Origin of the sequence: Halorubrum sp. SP9, assembly GCF_005435015.1 — an archaeon.
GTDB lineage: Archaea > Halobacteriota > Halobacteria > Halobacteriales > Haloferacaceae > Halorubrum > Halorubrum sodomense.
Genome location: NZ_SGXU01000005.1, coordinates 105749 through 123437, shown reverse-complemented (window position 1 = coordinate 123437; position 17689 = coordinate 105749). Strand labels below are relative to the sequence as shown.

General features: G+C 69.5%; 21 protein-coding genes. 5 read left to right on the top strand and 16 right to left on the bottom strand.

Going from position 1 to position 17689, the window contains the following annotated elements; genetic code table 11:
- The 7 genes from EXE45_RS05035 to rnz all read right to left on the bottom strand — a co-directional run.
- On the bottom strand, positions 1-564 hold a 564-nt coding region (locus EXE45_RS05035), incomplete at its 3' end, for a biotin/lipoyl-containing protein (protein ID WP_199233595.1).
- An 87-nt stretch (positions 565-651) separates the two neighbouring features.
- Positions 652-1638: an alpha-ketoacid dehydrogenase subunit beta gene (locus EXE45_RS05030; RefSeq protein ID WP_092920605.1), complete on the bottom strand. Its 987-nt coding sequence runs from the start codon at positions 1636-1638 to the stop codon at positions 652-654.
- Positions 1639-2742 (bottom strand): pyruvate dehydrogenase (acetyl-transferring) E1 component subunit alpha, encoded by a 1104-nt coding sequence (gene pdhA, locus EXE45_RS05025; RefSeq protein WP_092921307.1) that lies wholly within the window; start codon positions 2740-2742, stop codon positions 1639-1641. It abuts the gene before it with no gap.
- A 322-nt stretch (positions 2743-3064) separates the two neighbouring features.
- Positions 3065-3463 (bottom strand): CopG family transcriptional regulator, encoded by a 399-nt coding sequence (locus tag EXE45_RS05020; protein WP_137693705.1) that lies wholly within the window; start codon positions 3461-3463, stop codon positions 3065-3067.
- A 120-nt stretch (positions 3464-3583) separates the two neighbouring features.
- Positions 3584-4252 carry an RPA family protein gene (locus tag EXE45_RS05015; RefSeq protein WP_092920603.1) on the bottom strand — a complete coding sequence of 223 codons (669 nt, stop codon included), beginning with the start codon at positions 4250-4252 and terminating at the stop codon, positions 3584-3586.
- Position 4253: 1 nt separating this feature from the next.
- Positions 4254-5180 carry a replication factor A gene (locus EXE45_RS05010; protein ID WP_137693704.1) on the bottom strand — a complete coding sequence of 309 codons (927 nt, stop codon included), beginning with the start codon at positions 5178-5180 and terminating at the stop codon, positions 4254-4256.
- Between the two features lie 733 nt (positions 5181-5913).
- Positions 5914-6843, bottom strand: coding sequence for a ribonuclease Z (gene rnz / locus EXE45_RS05005; protein ID WP_092920601.1), 930 nt, complete (start codon positions 6841-6843; stop codon positions 5914-5916).
- A 118-nt stretch (positions 6844-6961) separates the two neighbouring features.
- On the opposite strand from rnz, the gene EXE45_RS05000 reads away from it, so the two are divergent.
- Entirely contained in the window at positions 6962-7240 is a 279-nt protein-coding gene (locus EXE45_RS05000; RefSeq protein ID WP_092920600.1) for a hypothetical protein, read from the top strand.
- 239 nt (positions 7241-7479) lie between these two features.
- Complete coding sequence (locus tag EXE45_RS04995; RefSeq protein ID WP_137693703.1) at positions 7480-9426, top strand: ABC transporter ATP-binding protein; 1947 nt, start codon at positions 7480-7482, stop codon at positions 9424-9426.
- 48 nt (positions 9427-9474) lie between these two features.
- On the opposite strand, the gene EXE45_RS04990 is transcribed toward EXE45_RS04995, so the two are convergent.
- On the bottom strand, positions 9475-9786 hold the full coding sequence (locus EXE45_RS04990) for a hypothetical protein (protein ID WP_092920598.1): 312 nt from the start codon (positions 9784-9786) through the stop codon (positions 9475-9477).
- A gap of 135 nt (positions 9787-9921) precedes the next feature.
- Here EXE45_RS04990 and EXE45_RS04985 point away from each other — a divergent pair, with 135 nt between their 5' ends.
- Positions 9922-10719: a creatininase family protein gene (locus tag EXE45_RS04985; RefSeq protein WP_137693702.1), complete on the top strand. Its 798-nt coding sequence runs from the start codon at positions 9922-9924 to the stop codon at positions 10717-10719.
- 17 nt (positions 10720-10736) lie between these two features.
- Here EXE45_RS04985 and EXE45_RS04980 read toward each other — a convergent pair whose 3' ends face one another.
- The 5 genes from EXE45_RS04980 to EXE45_RS20330 form a co-directional block, all read right to left on the bottom strand.
- Positions 10737-11144, bottom strand: coding sequence for a DUF5790 family protein (locus EXE45_RS04980; RefSeq protein ID WP_092920596.1), 408 nt, complete (start codon positions 11142-11144; stop codon positions 10737-10739).
- Positions 11145-11297: 153 nt separating this feature from the next.
- Complete coding sequence (locus EXE45_RS04975; RefSeq protein WP_137693701.1) at positions 11298-11528, bottom strand: hypothetical protein; 231 nt, start codon at positions 11526-11528, stop codon at positions 11298-11300.
- A 73-nt stretch (positions 11529-11601) separates the two neighbouring features.
- Complete coding sequence (locus EXE45_RS04970) at positions 11602-12408, bottom strand: aldo/keto reductase (protein WP_092920594.1); 807 nt, start codon at positions 12406-12408, stop codon at positions 11602-11604.
- 70 nt (positions 12409-12478) lie between these two features.
- A complete protein-coding gene (locus EXE45_RS04965; protein ID WP_137693700.1) occupies positions 12479-13561 on the bottom strand; it encodes an Lrp/AsnC family transcriptional regulator in 1083 nt (360 codons plus the stop codon).
- An 85-nt stretch (positions 13562-13646) separates the two neighbouring features.
- Positions 13647-13805, bottom strand: coding sequence for a hypothetical protein (locus EXE45_RS20330; RefSeq protein WP_167603328.1), 159 nt, complete (start codon positions 13803-13805; stop codon positions 13647-13649).
- Positions 13806-14124: 319 nt separating this feature from the next.
- Here EXE45_RS20330 and EXE45_RS04960 point away from each other — a divergent pair, with 319 nt between their 5' ends.
- Together EXE45_RS04960 and EXE45_RS20325 are read left to right on the top strand one after the other, a co-directional pair.
- Positions 14125-15237, top strand: coding sequence for an anthranilate phosphoribosyltransferase (locus tag EXE45_RS04960; protein ID WP_137693699.1), 1113 nt, complete (start codon positions 14125-14127; stop codon positions 15235-15237).
- A 218-nt stretch (positions 15238-15455) separates the two neighbouring features.
- Positions 15456-15605, top strand: coding sequence for a hypothetical protein (locus EXE45_RS20325; protein ID WP_167603326.1), 150 nt, complete (start codon positions 15456-15458; stop codon positions 15603-15605).
- Positions 15606-15658: 53 nt separating this feature from the next.
- Here the strand turns inward: EXE45_RS20325 and EXE45_RS04955 are convergent, their stop codons facing one another.
- From EXE45_RS04955 to EXE45_RS04945, 3 genes are all read right to left on the bottom strand, one after another.
- Positions 15659-16492 carry an NAD+ synthase gene (locus EXE45_RS04955; protein ID WP_137693698.1) on the bottom strand — a complete coding sequence of 278 codons (834 nt, stop codon included), beginning with the start codon at positions 16490-16492 and terminating at the stop codon, positions 15659-15661.
- Positions 16493-16561: 69 nt separating this feature from the next.
- Positions 16562-17236 carry an NUDIX hydrolase gene (locus tag EXE45_RS04950; protein ID WP_137693697.1) on the bottom strand — a complete coding sequence of 225 codons (675 nt, stop codon included), beginning with the start codon at positions 17234-17236 and terminating at the stop codon, positions 16562-16564.
- Positions 17233-17616, bottom strand: a complete 384-nt coding sequence (locus EXE45_RS04945) for a hypothetical protein (RefSeq protein ID WP_092920589.1) — start codon at positions 17614-17616, stop codon at positions 17233-17235. Before EXE45_RS04945 ends, EXE45_RS04950 begins: the two co-directional genes overlap by 4 nt.
- Between the last annotated feature and the right edge of the window lie 73 nt (positions 17617-17689).

The following is a 17689-nucleotide window of genomic DNA, read 5'->3' as shown; positions in this document are numbered from 1 at the left end:
GCGTCGCCGTCCGGACTCTGACGGATACTTGTCGGACCCCTCGGCGTGCGCCCGCACGTCGGCCTCGGTCACGCGACCGCCGGGACCGCTCCCGTCGACCGCGGCGACGTCGACGCCCAGCTCGCGGGCGAGCCGGCGGGCCGACGGCGGCGCGAAGGTTCGTCCGGAGGGCGTGTCAGGTTCGGACTCTGCGGCGGGTTCCGCGTCCGGGGCGGTGTCGCCCGCGCTCGCGTCCGCCTCGTCTGCGGTCGCGTCCGGCTCGGAATCGGACGCTGCGGCCGAGTCGGCGTCGTCGCTGGCGCCCGCCTCGGCATCGCCCTCCTCGTCCACGCGGAACGAGATGATCACGTCGCCGACGGGGACCATCTCCCCCTCCTCGACGAACAGCTCCTCGACGGTCCCGTCGTAGCTCGACGGCACCTCGACGAGCGCCTTGTCGGTCTCGACCTCGGCGACGGGCTGGTCCTCCTCGACGCGGTCGCCGGGCGCGACCAGCCACGAGACCAGTTCGCCCTCCGCGACGCCCTCGCCGACGTCGGGGAGCTTGAACTCCTTGATCGTCATCGATCGCCCTCCTCGACGGTCGCGCGTCGACGCTCGGCGGTCACGTTTCGGCTCGCATCGGTCATAGGTGTATCTCCGGCGGTCATCTTAAAACTCGACCGCCTCCAGGATTCCGTCCTCGATGCGCGCCGCCGACGGGAGGTAGTAGTCCTCCAGCGCGTACAGCGGGTACGGCACGTCGAACCCGGTGACGCGGCCGATCGGCGCCTCCTGGTACAGCAGCGCCTCCTCCTGGAGGATCGCCGTGATCTCGCCCGCGAGCCCACCGGTCTTCGGCGCCTCGTGGACGACGACCCCGCGGCCCGTCTTCTCGAACGCCTCGACTATCGCCTCGCGGTCGAGCGGCGATATCGTCCGGAGGTCGACGACCTCGCACTCGATCCCCTCCTCGCCGAGCGTCTCGGCGGCCTCCAGCGTGGGGCGGGTCATCGCACCGTAGGTGAACACGGCGACGTCGTCCCCCTCGCGGCGCGTGGCCGCCTCCCCGATGGGAACCGTGTACGGCTCCTCGGGGACCTCCTCGCGGAACGCCCGGTAGATCAGCTTCGGCTCGAGGAAGATCACCGGGTCGGGGTCGCGGATCGACGCCGCGAGTAATCCTTTCGCCTCGTACGGCGTCGAGGGGATCACCACCTTCAGCCCCGCCTCGTGGGCGTAGAACGCCTCCTTCGACTCGGAGTGGTGCTCCGGCGCGCGGATGCCGCCGCCGTAGGGGGCCCGCAGCGTCATCGGGAGCGTGAACCGCCCGCGGCTGCGGGTTCGGAACCGCGCCATGTGCGAGACGATCTGGTCGAAGCCGGGGTACATGAACCCGGAGAACTGGATCTCCGGGACCGGTCGCATCCCCATCGCGGCCATCCCGACCGCGGTGCCGACGATCCCGGACTCGGCGAGCGGCGTGTCGATCACTCGGTCGCCGCCGAACTCGTCGAACAGCCCCTCGGTCGCGCGGAAGACGCCGCCGTTCTTGCCGACGTCTTGGCCCATCACGACCACGTCGTCGTCCTCGCGCAGTTCGGCGTGCAATCCGTCTCGGACGGCCTGTACCAGCGTGAGGTTCTGTGTGTCGGTCATTCAGTCCTCCAGAAACGCGGCGTCGCCGCGTTCGTCTCGCAGCGCGGCGAACTCCTCGTACTGTCGTTCCAGTTCGGGCGGAAGCTCCGCGTAGACGTGTTCGAACAGCTCCCGCGGGTCGGGACGCGCCATCGACTCCGCGGCGTCTATCGCGTCCGCGACCTGCGCCTCGACCGACGACTCGATCTCGGCGACGCGCTCCTCGTCGAGGACCCCCTCGTCGCGGAGGTACGACTCCAGCCGGTCGATCGGGTCCTTCCGCTTCCAGCGCTCGACCTCCTCGTCGTCGCGGTAGACGGTCGGGTCGTCGGCGGTCGTGTGCGCGCCGAACCGGTACTGGACCGCCTCGATGAGCGTCGGCCGCGGCCGGTCGGCGTCGGGGTCGCGCGCCTTCTCTACCGCGGCCGTCGTGACGCTGTACACCGCCAGCGGGTCCATCCCGTCGACCTGAACGCCGTCGATACCGTACGCCTCCGCCTTCTGCGCCAGCGTCGCGCTCCGCGTCTGCCGCTCGCGGGGGACGGAGATGGCCCACTGGTTGTTGTTACAGAAGAAGACGGTCGGCGTGTCGAACACGCCGGCGAAGTTGACTCCCTCGTGGAAGTCCCCCTCGCTCGTCGCGCCGTCCCCGAAGTAACAGATGAACGCGTCGTCCTCGCCGCGGAGCTTCGAGGCCCACGCGGCGCCCGTCGCGTGGGGCACCTGCGACGCGATGGGGACGGCGACGGGGAACACGTTGACGTCGGGCGGCGCGTTGTTGCCGTCCTCGTGGCCCATCCAGTAGAGCAGCGTCTGTTTCAGCGGGAGCCCGTGTACTAAGGCGGCGCCGTGCTCGCGGTACGACGGAACCATCCAATCGTCCGCGTCGAGCGCGTACGCCGACCCGATCTGGGCGCCCTCCTGCCCGGAGAGCGGGGGGTACGTCCCCATCCGTCCCTGCCGTTGGAGGCTCACCGCGCGGCCGTCGAAGTGACGCGCCAGCCGCATGTGCCTGTACATCTCGACGAGCGACTCGTCGTCGAGGTCGGGAACGTCGCCGACGACGTCCCCGTCCTCGTCGAGGACGCGAACCGTATCGTCGTACGCCCTGTCGAATACGCTCACGGTCGGACCCACCTTCGCATGTGCGATCCGTCCACCGCCCGGGTAATATCGTTTTCGTAAATAATTTAGTATGCGCAGAAATAGCGGCTCCGCGCTGAGAAACCGTCCATCAGACGGGGAGAGAATCGAACGTTTCTGAACAATCTCCGAGCAGTTCGGCAATATTTTCGTCAGGATGGGCGTTTCGAGGGTCAGTAACGAACGAACAGGAAGGTTTTCGCGCGACGGTTCGTCTCCGGGAAGCGGGGAGCATGAACCGCGATCCGCGGCACCGCGGCTCGGCGGGCGGGCGTAGAACGACGAAATCGGGGCGTTCGAGGCGCTATCCGAGTCGGAAGGAGGGCTCGTCCGGCTCGCCGTCGAGGTCCTCGAGCTGGATCACCTCGTCGTCGCCGTCCTCCAGCTGTTCGCGGAGGTAGTTGACGTACCGCTTGTGCTCTTCGAGCTGCTCGCGGAGGTGTTCGGCCTCGAGTTCCAGCCGCTCGTGCTCGCGGACGAAGCTCTTCGGGACCTCGATCTTCGGGGGGAACGACTCGTCGCCGGCGCCGCCCGGTCCGGTCTCCGGAACGACTCGGACCTGACCGTCGTGGGCAACGAGCATATCCACGTAGTCGCGGAACACCGCCGACAGCGAGATGTCCCGCTCCTCGGCGATGTCGCGGAGCGTCTCGAACGCGTCCTCGTTGACGCGGAACGAGATCGTCTTGTTCTTATTGCCCATCACCGGACCGTTCGTTCCGCGGATTACTTAAGCGTTTGTCAGACGGTCGCAAGGCCGAACGCCCCGTTCGACGGGTCGGAGCGTCCCGACCGCGTCAGGGCTCCGGCGCTCCCGACCGCGTCAGGGCTCCGGCGCTCCCGCCGGATCCGTCTCGTCGGAGGTGGCGTCGTCGGACGGGGGGTCGCCGTCCGCCGACCCGTCGCCCGCGAGCTCGTCGTCGCTCTCGTCGAGGTCCTCCAACGCCGACAGCGCGGCGGCCTTGTACGTCTGGGGGTCCAGGTCGTACTCCTCGCGGGCCATGCGCGCGTACTCGTTGCCCTCGTCGTCGAACGCGGCGACGCGCTCGACGGTGCGGCGGGCGGTCTCCGCGACCCAGCGGTCGCGGGTGGCGGCGTCGACCTCGGTGATCGACTCGGGGCGGACGGAGACCCGGACCGTGCCGTCGTCGGTCTCGTAGGTCCGGGGTTTCCCCACGACTGCGACGTACGCCGGGGGCTCCAGGTCCCGGAGCTTGGAAGCGGCTTCCGGCTGGTACTGGCCGGCGTACACGAAGAACGTGCCCGTCGGGTCGACGATGCGGCCGCGCCAGTACTCGCTGTCGTCGCCGACGTCCTCCTTCTCCGTGAGCGTGCCCACGAAGAACACGCGGTTCGAGGACTCGCCCGTCGGCAGCAGCGCGTAGACGGGAGCGCGCTCGTCGTCGGACTCGGTGAACGTGTAGCCGGCGTCGTTGAACTCGGTGGCGAACACGCGCCGGGCGACCTCTCGGGTGGGGGCTGACCCGCTCATATCAGATCGACCTCGCTTCGATCAGCGCGCTTTCAACGTCGACCGTCCCGGGGTCCTCCATCTCGTCGACCAGGACGTACCGGCCGAAGGTGGGGCCGGTGACGCGGTAGTAGCGCCCGAGCACGTCCTCGCCCATCTCCTCGGCGACGACGGTGGTGTCGAGCGCGTCCATCGCCATGTCCTTGGCCTCCTCGAGGGTCATCCCGGTGAGGTCCTCGGTGGCCTCGCGGTCGAAGATGACCTCGGTAACGGTCTCGCCGTCGTCGAGGACGCCCTTGATCCGGAGGTCGAACTCGCCCTCGACCTGGCCGTGTTCCGAGCAGCGCCCGTTCTGGAGGACGCGCGTACAGTCGTCCTCGGGGCAGCGCTTGATCAGCCCGGACCCGGACTGGATGTCCACGAGGGCGCCCTCGACCGTGTCGGCGTTGTCGCCGACCTCGATCGCCTCGTCGATCTCGGTGATACCGGTCGTCCGGTTGAGCTTCACCGAGTAGCTCCCCTCGTACTCGTCGGTGACGACGTTCGAGAGCTCGTACGCCTGCCCCTCCGTCAGCTCGGGGAGGTCTGAGGTCTCGAAGGCGACAAACTTGATCGTGCCCGACTCGTCCCCGAGCAGGCCGACCTGGGAGATGGAGTCGCTGCGCGGCTCCCAGAGGTCGACCAGCTTCACGCGCAGGTCGACCCACTGTTCGTCCTCGTCGATGTCGTTGACGAGGACCTCCTCGCTGCCGCCGCGGCCGAGCTCGTCGCGCTCCATGCCGGCGTCTTCGAGGTAGCTGTTGGTGACGCTCCGGCTCGCCTCGTCGAGCGGCACGCGGTACTCGTCGACGAGCGTCGCAAGCCGCTCCTCGACGTCGTCGGGGTCGACGTCGGTGTGGTCCGAGAACTGTTCCGCTATCGCTTCCGCTTCCTGTCGCAGTTCGCTCATGGGGTGTCTCCGCCTCCGGTCTTGTTTCGGTGGGAGGCGTACGACGGTTGGTTCCTCACCGTATTAAAACGCTCGTGACCGCGGTGAAAGTGGAACGAAACGCCCGCCTGAGGGACGCTACGTGGGGTTCTTTCGATCCGTGGAGATCGGTCGACGGAACGACTTCGCTCGCGTCAGACGCCCGTCAGCCGTGCGCGGGCTTCGTTTCGAGTGGAACGATCACACGGATCGCGGCCCCACGAGACAGGGATCCGGCAAGCGTGACGAGAACGATAGCGGTGGCGCGCGCCTCCGAGCGCTTTTTAAAGGCGCGAGGAGCGCGTGCGAGGGAGTCGCGAGCGAACGGCGACCGAAGGGAGCCCGAGCGAGCGACGAGGCTGGGGAGGCGTGAGGTGCGGTCCCGCGAGCGACCGGAGGGAGCGAGCGGGAGTACGGAAGTCGCAGCCCGCGCAGCGAACGCAGTGAGCGAGCAGGATCGTCTTCCGGTGGTGCGGTCGCCGTCGGGCGGGACTCGAAGGGGCAGTCGCGAGGGCGAAGCACGGCGAAGCAAGGACCGCAGGAGCGAGCGAAGCGAGCGACGAAAACTGAAGCGAGCCGCGCGAGCCGTCGCGACTGGGGCTTCGGCAGTGTTCGTGTCGAGTGGGTGTTTATAACCAGAAACGGTATCGTACAGCCGAGCGACTGGGGCTTCGGCGGACGCAACTGTGGAATCGATGCCCGAGCCGCGACCGTCTCAGTCCGCGTCGGGGAACGGCACCTCGATCAGGTCGCCGTCGTCGGGCAGGAGACACTCGCCGTCGAACGCCTCGCGGGCGTCGCGGCGGATCGGCCGCGCGTCGGCCGCGTAGCGCGAGGAGATGTGGACCAAGGCGAGCCGCTTCGCGTTCGCACGGGCCGCTATCGACCCCGCCTCGCGGCCGGTCGAGTGGGCCGTGTCGCGGGCGCGGTCGGCCATGTCGTCGGCGAAGGTGGCGTCGTGGATGAGCAGGTCGGCGTCCTCCGCGGCCTCGACGGTGGTCTCTCGCGGCCGCGTGTCCGCGGTATACACCAGCTTGCGGCCCGGACGCGGCGGGCCGACGACCTGCTCCGGCTCGACGATCGTCCCGTCCTCGGCCTCGACCGGCTCGCCCTCGTGGAGCCGGCCGAACTTCGGACCGACGGGGACGCCGAGCTCCTCCGCCTTCGGGCGGTCGAACCGTCCGGGTCGGTCGTCCTCCTCCAGGACGTACCCCTGCGATACCGTTCGGTGTTCGGTCTCGAAGGCGCGCACCGCGTACTCGTCGGCGTCGTACGCGACCTCGCCGGGAGAGACCGGTTCGATCCGGACCGGGAACGCCGGGTCGTGCCCGGCCGCGTGGACCAGGTCGCGGAGGTGGTCGCCGGTTCCCGGCGGGCAGTGGACCGTCAGCGGGTCGGTACGGTCGTTGAATCCGAGCGTCTGGACGAGGCCGGGGATCCCGAGGACGTGGTCGCCGTGGAGGTGCGAGACGAACACGCGGTCGACGGCGAACCCCGTGCCGCTGCGCATCATCTCGCGCTGGGTGCCCTCGCCGCAGTCGAAGAGGAAGCGGTCGCCCTCGCGGTTGACGAAGACGGCGCTCGCCGCGCGCTCGACGGTCGGGACGGCGCCGCCCGTCCCGAGGAACGTGACGCGAAGAGACATGGCGAGTCGTCGGGGCGGCGGTTGTAAACCGGTGTCGATGCGAGGGACGGACGGAAGACGCCGTCCGGGACCGGCCCGCGGCCGACACCCACATGTGTCCGCGCCCCCGAGCGCGGCCATGCGAGATCCGATCGCCGCCTTGGTCAGACAGGAGGGGTGGCGCGCGGAGGGCGCGGCCGCCCGCGTCCACTACGAGGGCGGCCGCGACCGGTTCGCGGTGGAGTTCTACGCCGAGACGCCCCGCGTCCTCTACTGGTCCGTCCCGACCGACGACGACGAGGGCGGAACGGCGGTCCCGGTGCCACGCGACGACGTGCCGGATCCGCTCCGCCGACGCATCCGGGAGGACCTCGACGAGGCCGGAATCGACTCCGAGGTCGAGCGACGCGAACTCTGAGTTCGTCGAGCGGTCGCGGGTTCGAGGCCGTCGAGCGGTCGCGTGTTCGAGGCCGCCGCCGACCGCGTCCAAAAGCGTCGCGCGCCGGGCGGAGACCGGAGGGACCGGGGTGGCCGCGCCGTCGGTCGGGGGCATCGAGGACGAAACCACCCGAACGCCGGGTCGTTACCGGCGTTTTCTGCCGATGTATTTCGGTTCGAAGGAAACCTATTTGCCGCCCTGCCCGATACGAACGTGTGATGAGTGGCGTCGAATGGGAGGAAGACGATCCGTTCGAGGAGCAGCGGGACAAGATCGAGAATCCGATGAAGCGGCTGTTCGTCGAATACGGCCGCGACTACGTCCCGCAGGTGACGGTGGGAGTGCTCGCGAGCATCTTCGCGCGGCTGCTCGACCTCCTGCCGCCGCTCATGCTCGGGATCGCCATCGACGCCGTGTTCTACGAGGACGCCCTGTTCAGCGAGCAGATCCCGCTCGTACTGCTGCCGGACGCGTGGCTCCCGACGGAGCAGGCGGCGCAGTTCTGGTTCACCATCGCCGTCATCGGAACGGCGTTCGGTCTCGGGGCGGGGTTCCACTGGATCCGCAACTGGGGGTTCAACGCCTTCGCGCAGAACATCCAGCACGACGTGCGGACGGACACCTACGACAAGATGCAGCGGCTCAACATGGAGTTCTTCTCGGACAAGCAGACCGGGGAGATGATGTCCATCCTCTCGAACGACGTGAACCGGCTCGAACGGTTCCTGAACGACGGGATGAACTCCCTGTTCCGCCTGTCGGTGATGGTGCTCGGCATCGGCGTCCTGCTGTTCTGGATCAACTGGCAGCTCGCCTTAGTCGCGCTGCTGCCGGTCCCGATCATCGGCGGATTCACCTTCCTGTTCATCAGGATCATCCAGCCGAAGTACGCCGAGGTGCGCTCGTCGGTCGGGAAGATGAACTCCCGGCTGGAGAACAACCTCGGCGGCATTCAGGTGATCAAGTCGTCGAACACGGAGCGGTACGAGTCCGACCGCGTCGACGACGTCTCGATGGACTACTTCGACGCCAACTGGGACGCGATCACCACCCGGATCAAGTTCTTCCCGGCGCTCCGCGTGCTCGCCGGCATCGGCTTCGTGCTCACGTTCATCGTCGGCGGCCTCTGGGTGTTCCAGGAGACGCCGCCGGGACCGTTCACGGGCGAGCTCTCGGTCGGGATGTTCGTCGTCTTCATCCTCTACACCCAGCGGTTCATCTGGCCGATGGCGCAGTTCGGGCAGATCATCAACATGTACCAGCGCGCCCGCGCCTCCTCCGCGCGGATCTTCGGACTGATGGACGAGCCCTCGCGGCTCGCCGAGGACCCGGGCGCCGAGGACCTCACGGTCGGCGACGGCGACGTGGTGTACGACGACGTCTCCTTCGGCTACGACGAGGAGACGATCATCGAGAACGTCGACTTCTCGGTCGAGGGCGGAGAGACGCTCGCCCTCGTGGGGCCGACCGGCGCCGGGAAGTCCACGGTACTCAAGCTGCTGCTCCGGATGTACGACGTGGACGAGGGCGCGATCGAGATCGACGGACAGAACGTCAGCGACGTGACGCTCAGATCGCTCCGCCGGTCGATCGGCTACGTCGGGCAGTCGTCGTACCTGTTCTACGGCACCGTCCGCGAGAACATCACGTACGGCACCTTCGACGCGACCGACGAGGAGGTCCGCGAGGCCGCCGAGGCCGCCGAGGCCCACGACTTCATCGAGAACCTCCCGGACGGCTACGACACGATGGTGGGCGAGCGCGGCGTGAAGCTCTCCGGCGGCCAGCGCCAGCGCGTCACCATCGCGCGGGCCGTGCTGAAGGACCCAGACATCCTCATCCTCGACGAGGCGACCTCCGACGTCGACACGGAGACGGAGATGCTGATCCAGCGCTCGCTCGACCGGCTCACCGCGGACCGGACGACGTTCGCGATCGCCCACCGGCTCTCGACTATCAAGGACGCGGACACGATCCTCGTGTTGGAGGGCGGGAGGATCGCCGAGCGCGGTACGCACGACGAGCTGCTCGAGAACGACGGGCTGTACGCGCACCTCTGGGGCGTTCAGGCCGGCGAGATAGACGAGCTCCCGCAGGAGTTCATCGACCGCGCGCAGGAGCGCACCGCTCGGATCGTCGAGGAAGCCGAGAGCGACGACGACTGATCGGGACCGCGCTGCCGAGCGGGACGGCGCCGGGGCCCCGCCGCGGCGTCACCGCGGGAGTCGGGTCCACTCCTCTCCGGCCGCCTCCGGGGACGCGTCGTCGTAGCCGAGCGCGTCGAGGATCGCTCCGCGGACTTCCGACGGCTTCCGGAACTGCGTCCGCTCGCACCCTTCGAGGACGTCGTCGAGCCGCTCGGTCGCCGTCGGCGTCTCGAGTTCCGCGGCGCCGTACTGCTCTATCAGTTCCGCCGTCGTCACCGGGTACCGGTGTTCGCGGAGCGCCCGCTTCAGCGGACCGAACGTCACGGGGGGAGCCGGATCGTGCGCCTCCGTCTCGCGGTCCGTGTTGTCGCTGCTCATACGGCCGCGATCCACGGGGACCGTGATAATACCCCGGGCGCGTCCGGGCGACGAACCCCGTCCGCGAGCGGACGACCGGTCGCGGGAGGCGGCGACGACCGCCGCCTATACGACGCCGCGCGCCGAGGTGCGAGTATGCGCCTCAGCGAGGTCACCTGGACCGACGTGCGCGACGCCGACGTCGACGTCGCGTTCCTCCCGGTGGGCAGCACGGAACAGCACGGGCCGCACGCGCCGCTCGGGACTGACACGCTGAACGCCGTCGCGGTCGCCGAGGCCGGTGCCGACGCGTACGAGAACGGGGATGCGAGTTCCGCGAGCGACACGGCCGACGCGAGCGGCGACGGCGGCGGCGACGCGTCGCCGGGGGAAGTCGCGGTCGCCCCGCCGATACCTGTCGGCGTCGCCGAGGAGCACCGCGCGTTCGACGGGACGATGTGGGTCTCTCCGGAGACGTTCCGCGCGTACGTCCGGGAGTCCGCCGAGTCGCTGGTCGCCCACGGGATCGACCGCGTCGTGTTCGTCAACGGACACGGCGGGAACGTCGAGGCGCTCGCGGAGGTCGCCCGCCGGTTCTCCCGCGACGACGCACACGAGGGGTACGGCGTCGGGTTCACGTGGTTCGACGCCACGGGCGACCACGCGAGCGACATGGGGCACGCCGGGCCGCTGGAGACGGCGCTGTTGCGCGCGACGAACCCGGACCTGGTCCGCGAGGAGCGGATCGACGAGGCGAGCGCGGGCGCCGCAGACCGGTGGGGCGAGTGGGTCTCCGGCGTGAACCTCGCCCACGACTCCGACGAGTTCACCGACAACGGCGTCGTCGGGGACCCGCGGGCGGGCGACGCGGGGCGGGGCGAGGTCCTGCTCGACCGCGCGAGCGACGCGCTGGCGGAACTGACGGCGGCGGTCGTCGACCGGGACGCCGGGTGAGAGGGCGCGGCGGGGGACTACTCGTCCCCGTCGTCGCTCGCCGCGTCCTGGAGCGCGCCGCGGATCGCGGGGACGGTACCGGTGAGCGAGGCCACCTCCTCGGCGGCGCTCTCGATGTCGGCGACGAGCGATTCCAGCTCCTCGATCTCGGTCTTCAGGTCCTCGGCGTCCTCGAAGGCGTCCGCGCGCTCGCCGAGGACGTACGCCTTCTTGGCCGAGCGCACGCTGTCGGTCGCGTCGCCGGCGTCGAGGGCGGACTTCAGCCCGTTGAGCGCGCCGAGGACGTTGTCCGCGTCCGTCTCCCACACCGCGTCCGGGTCGGGGAGCTGCTCGCGCGCCGCCGCGAGGTGTTCTTCGACCTCCGCGCGGGTCTCCTCGGCCGCCTCGCCGAACAGGTCGTCGTCGTCGAACGTGGACTGGGCCATACCGGAACCGTCGTGCCCGCACCGTTTAAAAACCCGCCCGAAAGCGGAAGTGAAACCCGCGGGGAGGACGGATCCGACGACGGATCGGGGGGATCTCGCGTTCAGTTTCGGTCCGGCGGCGGGGGCGACTCAGCTTCGGACAGCGGGTCCGGCTCAGATCCGGACGAGCAGCTCCACCGCGATCAGCGTCACGAGGAGGCCGAGGAAGCCGGCGAGGACGGCGAGCGTCCGGATCTTGTCGTACACCGCGTCAGCGTCGGGCGTGGCCGTGAGGAGGGCCGGGCGGTCGCGGGGGCCGGACTCGTCCTCCGGGTCGAGGTCCGGGTCGGCGGGACCGGCCTCGCCAGCGGGACGAGCGTCGGTCTGGGGGTTCGGTTCCGACACGGTCGATCACTCGCGCCGGAGCCGCGTTAAACCGACTATGAGGGGACAATACCGGTATTGAGCCCTCCGGATATCAGGCCCGGTTCCACGGCGCCTCCTCGAAGTCGACGATCCGCTCGCCGCGGTCGAGCGCGTCGATCCGGGCGATCTGGTCGTCGGTCAGGTCGATCTCGCGGGCGGCCCAGTTGTCCTGAACGTGCCCGAAGTCGGCCGCCTTCGGGATCGGCGCGACGCGCTCCTTCGAGAGCAGCCACGCGAGGCTCACCTGCGCCGGGGTCACGTCGTGGCTCGCGGCGATCTCTCTGAGGGCGTCGACCTCGGCGACGCGGTTGCGCGCGATCGGCGAGTAGGCGACGAGCCAGTGGTCGTGCTCGACCGCGCGCTCGCGGAGCGTCTCCTGTTGGAGCAGGGGGTGACACTCGACCTGGTGGGCGAACACGTCGTGGTCGAGGCGGTCGATCGCCTCGTCGAGCTGGTCGGGCCGGAAGTTCGAGAGCCCGATCCGGTCTATCACGCCGTCGTCGACGAGGTCGTCGAGCGCGGACAGCGTCCCTTCGGGGTCGTAGCTGTTGATCGGCCAGTGGACGTACAGCAGGTCGATCGAGTCGACGCCGAGCCGGTCGCGGCTCACCCGCGCGGTCGCGGTCGCGTCGGCGTACGAGAGGTTGTCCGTCGAGAGCTTCGTCGCGACGAACAGGTCCTCGCGGTCGACGTCGGTGCGGTCGATCCCCGCCGACACGGACGCCTCGTTGTCGTACCCCTGCGCGGTGTCGACGTGGCGGTACCCCGTCTCGATCGCGTGTGCGACCCCCGAGACGCACTCCTCGCCGTCGGCCAGCTTGTACGTCCCGTACCCGAGTCGATCGAAGGCGTCTGCCATGCGAGAGGGTTCCGACGGGCGGGGCAAAAACCCGCCCGTTCGCGCGGGCGAGTCGGGTCGCTCCCGGCGGTCACTCGGCCTCGTCCGCGACCAGGTCCTCGTAGCGCGCGCCGGTCTGTTTCAGCGTCGCCGTCGAGTGGAGCCGCTCGTGGTCGAACGGGAGGTGGTCGGCCGCCAGCTCGTCGATCTTCGCGTCGACCGCCTCGGCCTCGCGGCCGTGGATCATCGTGAACAGGTTGTACTCCCAGTCCTGATCGGGCCGACGCGGCCGGTGGTAACAGAGGGTGACGTACGGGAGGCTCCCGACCGCCTCGCCGCGCTCGTCCAGCTCGTCGTCGGGCACGTCCCAGACCACCATACAGTTGTTCGTGAACCCGGTGACGACGTGGTTGACGATACAGCCGATCCGCTTGATACAGCCGTCCGCGAGCAGGCGCTCGACCGCCGCGAGGACCTCGTCGACGGTCGGGTCGACGCCGGACCCGTTCGCGGTGATCTCGCTCGCCACGTCGGCGTAGGGTGTCGCGGACAGCGGGAAGCCGTCCTGGATCGCGAGGAGGAGGTCGGCTTCGAGGGGCGTGAGGTCGCCGCGCGCGCTCTCGGAGATTCGGGTGGCGGAGACGTCCGTCTCTTCGAGCGACTCCCGCGCGAATCGATCCGCGTTGACCACGGGGAACTCGAGGTCGATGTAGTAGTCCGTGAGCATCGGGAGCGCCAGCACCTCGCAGCCGGTTCGCTCCTCGATCTCCGCGAGGATCGCGTCGCGCGTCTCCCGGGAGCCGGCGGTGACGACGAACCACTGGTTCCACTCGTGGTCGCGGCGGTAGTTGTGGTTCACCTGCCGGTAGCCGTTGATGACCTCCGCGACCTCGTCGAACCGGTCCTCGGGCGCGCGCACCGCCGCCAGCGTCGAGGAACCGATGACCGGCGGGTTGAGCACCGCACCGAACCGTCGGAACACCCCGCGCTCGCGGAGGTCGCGGACGCGGTCGAGGACCTCGTCGGCGTCGACGTCGGTTCCAGTTTCGGCCGCGACGTCGCGGGCGACCCGCTCGAACGGGCGCTCCTCGACGGGGAAGCCGCTCTGGTACTCGTCGATGAGGGCGGCGTCGACCGCGTCGACGTCGGCCCGCCAGTCGGCGTCCGGACTCATTACGCCGGTTAGGGGGCGGGCGTACGTACGGGTTTCGGAGGCTGCCGAGCGTCAGCGGGACTGGTCGTCGACGGGGCCGCGCGCGTCAGTCGTCGGCGGGGGCCTCGCCCGGCGCCGGGGCGAACGCCTGGGCGCTCTCTTCCAGCTGCGTCGTCGAGCAGCCGCCGACGGTCGCGGCCTGTTCGAGCGTCAGGGTGCGGGAACGATACAGCGTGAGCGCGGTGGCGACGGATTTGGACGTCATCGGGTACAATCAGCCAGTAGATGGACATACATATAACTCTAACGCTGTTTAGAGCCTAATATAGAATCAAAAGAGGATAGAACAGGTGGAAAATATTTTCTTTTGTCTAAGAAACGAACGCTCGTGGAGTTATTGATTGTGAACGAGTGCCACGGATCCGGCGAGATTGACGCTACAGCCCGGCCTCGCCGCTCGCGCGCGTCGCCTCGGTCGCGCGTCGCCTCGGTCGCGCGTAGAGCGACCGGCCATCGGCTCGATTCGTTCCCGGCGGGCGGGAGACGAACGGGGGACTTTTCGTCCGAGGACCCGAAGAGAGGGTATGGCTCAGGCGACCCAGGAGTTCGGCGAGTGGCCCCTCAAGCGGCTGATGACCGAGGTCTGCGGCTCCGGCCACAAGTCGGCCGACGACCTGACGCGCGCGCAGGCGACCGAGGCGTTCGAGCGGGTTCTCGCGGACGAGCCGGACCCGACGACGCTCGGGGCGTTCTGGCTCGCGAACCGCTGGAAGCGGAACACGCCGGAGGAGCTCGGAGCGTACGTCGACGTCATGTGCGAGCGCGTCGAGTACGCGGAGCCCGACGCCGACCCCGTCGACTGCGGCGCCAACTACGACGGGAAGGGGCGGACCGCGATCTTGGGCGTCGCGGCGGGCGCCGTCGCGGCCGCCGCGGGCACGCCGATCGTCGTCCACTCCGGCGACCGCGTGCCGACCCAGAAGCAGGACGCGTACAAGCACGTCTTAGACGAGCTCGGCGTCCACACCGAGCTGACGCCCGCGGACTCCGCCGACATGGTCGACGAGACCGGCTTCGGCTTCTACTACCAGCCCGCCTTCAACCCCGCCGTCGACGACCTGTTCGACCGCCGCGACATGATGGGCGTTCGGACGTTCGTCAACACCGTCGAGACGCTGGCGAACCCCGCCGGCGCCTCCGTCCACCTCGGCTCCTTCTACCACCTCGCGTTCGCGAAGAAGGTGGTCGACACGTTCGTCGAGAGCGAGTTCCACGACCTCGACCGCGTCCTGATGTTCCAGGGCATGGAGGGGTACGACGACGTGCGCCCCGGCTACACGAAGGTCGCCGAGTGGGACGCCGCGGACGGGAGCGACGGCGAGGGCGACGCCGGGGACGTCGGCAGCGAGGGCGCCTCCTTCGACGACTTCGAGATCGAGACGGCGGAGTACGGGATGGACCTCGAGGAGGACGACCTCGCGGTCGACGACGTCGCGGCCGACTCCGCGGAGATAACGGAGGCGGTGCTGGCCGGCGAGCGCGACGGCGCCTTCGCGGACGCGGTCGCGGTCAACGCCGCGCTCCGGATCTACGCCGGCGGCGACGCGGACTCCATCGAGGCCGGCCTCGACGCCGCCCGCGAGGTCATCGACGACGGAACCGCACACGGCGTGCTCGAAGCCATGCGGGAGTTCTGACCGCCGGGCCTCGGCGGCGTTTCGAGCCGGGCCGTCGGTCCGGCGCGCTCGGTTCTCGGTCGCTCACGGACCCCTTTTTTCGGTCCCGTGGTGTCGTCAGTTTCCGACTCCCGTCCCCCAATTTGGGTCCGATTTGGAACGGAGTTTGAAAAGCGCTCTTGAGGGCGGAGCACCGAGTGAACGTGTGTCGAAGATGACCCACGATACCGTACGCCACTATGTCGACGTGTGAACACTGCGAGGCGCACGTCTCCGAGCGGTTCGTCCAGGTGTTCGGGGACGACCGGGGGCGGGTACACGCGTGTCCGAACTGCTCGGCGAACGCCGGGATCGCGGAGGTCGCGAAGGAACGGGCGCAGGACGCCTGATCCCCCGCTGACCGCTCGGTTCCGCCCTCCCCCTCGCTCGGTTCTCCCTTTCCCTACCGCTCCGGCGCCGGCGGCATCGCCCGCTTGTGGGCGCTGCGCTCGTTGAGGTCGACGACGCGGTCGACGGCCGCCTCGGGCACGTCGAGTTCCCGGACCGTCGCCGTCCGCGAGAGCCCGCCGTCGACGTGGACCGCTAAGATCGCGTCGACGGTGTCGTAGTCGAGGCCCATCTCCTCGGCGTCGGTCTGTCCCTCCCACATGCCCGCGGTCGGCTCCTGCATCACGAGGTCGCGGGGAACGCCGACGTGCGCGGCCAGCTGGCGCACCTGCTGTTTGTAGAGGTTGCCGATCGGGTTGCAGTCCACCGCCTGGTCGCCGTACTTCGTGTAGTAGCCCGTCATCGCCTCCGCGCGGTTGCCGGTGCCGAGGACGACGCGGTCCTCGGCGTTGGCGACGAAGTAGTTCAGCACGGCGCGGGTGCGGACGTAGACGTTGCCCGCGGCGGTGCGGTCGTCCGCCGCCTCCGGGACAGCGTCGAAGAACGCCTCCGCGATCGGCTGGATCTCGACCACGTCGTACTCGATGCCGAGGTCCTCGGCGACGCGCTCGGCGTCGCTCATCACGTCCGCGTCGTTCACCGCCGAGGGCATCGTGAGCCCGTGGAGGCCCTCCTCGCCGAGCGCCTCGACCGCGAGGTGCGCGGTGAGCGTCGAGTCGATGCCGCCCGAGAGGCCGAGGACCGCGCCCTCGGCGCCCGCGTCGTCGACGACGTCGCGGATGAACGAGACGATGCGCTCGCGGGTCGCCTCCAGCTCCTCGTCCGAGAGGCGGAGGTCGAGCGGGGGGTCGTCCGACAGCAACACCGACTGCTCCGAGGTCCGGCTCATGGACGGGTTCAGGGACCGAGAGGACAAATATCTCCCCGTCGGTTCCGGGAACTGGACGCGCGTCGGGTTCTACAGCAGCCCGTCCTCTCTGGCCAACAGCAACCCCTCCAGCGTGGCGTCGTTCGTCGGGGGTTCCCGCGCGACCGCCAGCGCCTCGTCGACCGGGACCGCCCGGGGAGCGAGGAACTCGTTGCTGTCGTGGTCGACGTCGACCGGCTCCAACCCCTCGGCGAACACGTAGCCGCGCTCGTGGCGTAACACGCCGGTCGAACACCACACCTCCTGGAGCAGCGAGGTCGACGACGGCGCGAAGCCGGTCTCCTCGGCGAGTTCGCGCGCGCCCGCTTCCGTGTATGACTCGCCGGACTCGACGATCCCCGCGGGGAGCTCCAGCTGGGTGTTCCGGACGGTGGGGCGGTACTGCTCGACGAACAGGACTCGGTCGTCCGCGACCGCGACGATCACCGTCGCCGGCGACAGCTCCGCCCAGTAGTACCGCTTCTCCGTCCCGTCGGGCTGCTCGACGCGGTCGTAGCCGCCGACGAACCACCCCTCGTCGTACTCGACGACGACCTCGCGGACCGGCCACTCGGGCTCGCCCGGCAGTGAGTGGTTGCGGCCGTCCGAGAACGCCGGGAGATCGCGGAGGTCGGTGGCCGGCGCGTCGGGGTCACCGGGGCCGTCGCCCGCGTCGGGGTCACCGGGGCCGTCGCCCGCGTCGTCGCCGCCGGCTTCGCCCGTCACGGACGGACGACCTCCGCGTGGTACGTCTGGCCGTCGCGGCGCACCCGCACGCCGGTCTCCGTCGCGGCCTCGGGCACCTGTCGGGTGAGCGCGTCGACCTCGTCGAACGGCGTGTGCGTGAACGACTCCTTCAGCCCGTACGGGCCCGTCTGGTACCCCTCAGAGCGCCCGTCCGCGCTCTCTATCGCGCCGATCAGGTACGGGTACCGCCGGTCGGAGACGTTGTTCACGTCGGCGGCGGTACCGTTCGTCTCGATCGGCTCGACGGTGAGGTAGTAGGGGTCGCCGCTCCCGAGGTAGCTCGGGAGCGCCCCGAGCGCGAGCAGCGCGACGACGACCAGGGCGATGGCGACGAGGAGGTTCCGGGTGACCCGGCGCATGGTCGCCGTAGGGGCCGGCGGGGAATACCGGTTTCGACCGGGGGAAGGCGCATCGGTATCGGCGGACGGTCGG

Excerpts from the sequence above, each read along its gene's own strand:
- EXE45_RS04965 (WP_137693700.1), bottom strand. The coding sequence starts at position 13,561 with ATGAGTCCGGACGCCGACTGGCGGGCCGACGTCGACGCGGTCGACGCC.
- EXE45_RS04980 (WP_092920596.1), bottom strand. The coding sequence starts at position 11,144 with ATGGCCCAGTCCACGTTCGACGACGACGACCTGTTCGGCGAGGCGGCC.
- EXE45_RS05010 (WP_137693704.1), bottom strand. The coding sequence starts at position 5,180 with ATGAGCGAACTGCGACAGGAAGCGGAAGCGATAGCGGAACAGTTCTCG.
- EXE45_RS20325 (WP_167603326.1), top strand. The coding sequence starts at position 15,456 with ATGTCGACGTGTGAACACTGCGAGGCGCACGTCTCCGAGCGGTTCGTC.
- EXE45_RS05030 (WP_092920605.1), bottom strand. The coding sequence starts at position 1,638 with ATGACCGACACACAGAACCTCACGCTGGTACAGGCCGTCCGAGACGGA.
- EXE45_RS05020 (WP_137693705.1), bottom strand. The coding sequence starts at position 3,463 with ATGGGCAATAAGAACAAGACGATCTCGTTCCGCGTCAACGAGGACGCG.
- EXE45_RS04985 (WP_137693702.1), top strand. The coding sequence starts at position 9,922 with ATGCGCCTCAGCGAGGTCACCTGGACCGACGTGCGCGACGCCGACGTC.
- EXE45_RS20330 (WP_167603328.1), bottom strand. The coding sequence starts at position 13,805 with ATGACGTCCAAATCCGTCGCCACCGCGCTCACGCTGTATCGTTCCCGC.
- EXE45_RS05000 (WP_092920600.1), top strand. The coding sequence starts at position 6,962 with ATGCGAGATCCGATCGCCGCCTTGGTCAGACAGGAGGGGTGGCGCGCG.
- EXE45_RS05015 (WP_092920603.1), bottom strand. The coding sequence starts at position 4,252 with ATGAGCGGGTCAGCCCCCACCCGAGAGGTCGCCCGGCGCGTGTTCGCC.
- EXE45_RS04995 (WP_137693703.1), top strand. The coding sequence starts at position 7,480 with ATGAGTGGCGTCGAATGGGAGGAAGACGATCCGTTCGAGGAGCAGCGG.
- EXE45_RS04945 (WP_092920589.1), bottom strand. The coding sequence starts at position 17,616 with ATGCGCCGGGTCACCCGGAACCTCCTCGTCGCCATCGCCCTGGTCGTC.
- rnz (WP_092920601.1), bottom strand. The coding sequence starts at position 6,843 with ATGTCTCTTCGCGTCACGTTCCTCGGGACGGGCGGCGCCGTCCCGACC.
- EXE45_RS04955 (WP_137693698.1), bottom strand. The coding sequence starts at position 16,492 with ATGAGCCGGACCTCGGAGCAGTCGGTGTTGCTGTCGGACGACCCCCCG.
- EXE45_RS04960 (WP_137693699.1), top strand. The coding sequence starts at position 14,125 with ATGGCTCAGGCGACCCAGGAGTTCGGCGAGTGGCCCCTCAAGCGGCTG.
- EXE45_RS04970 (WP_092920594.1), bottom strand. The coding sequence starts at position 12,408 with ATGGCAGACGCCTTCGATCGACTCGGGTACGGGACGTACAAGCTGGCC.
- EXE45_RS04990 (WP_092920598.1), bottom strand. The coding sequence starts at position 9,786 with ATGAGCAGCGACAACACGGACCGCGAGACGGAGGCGCACGATCCGGCT.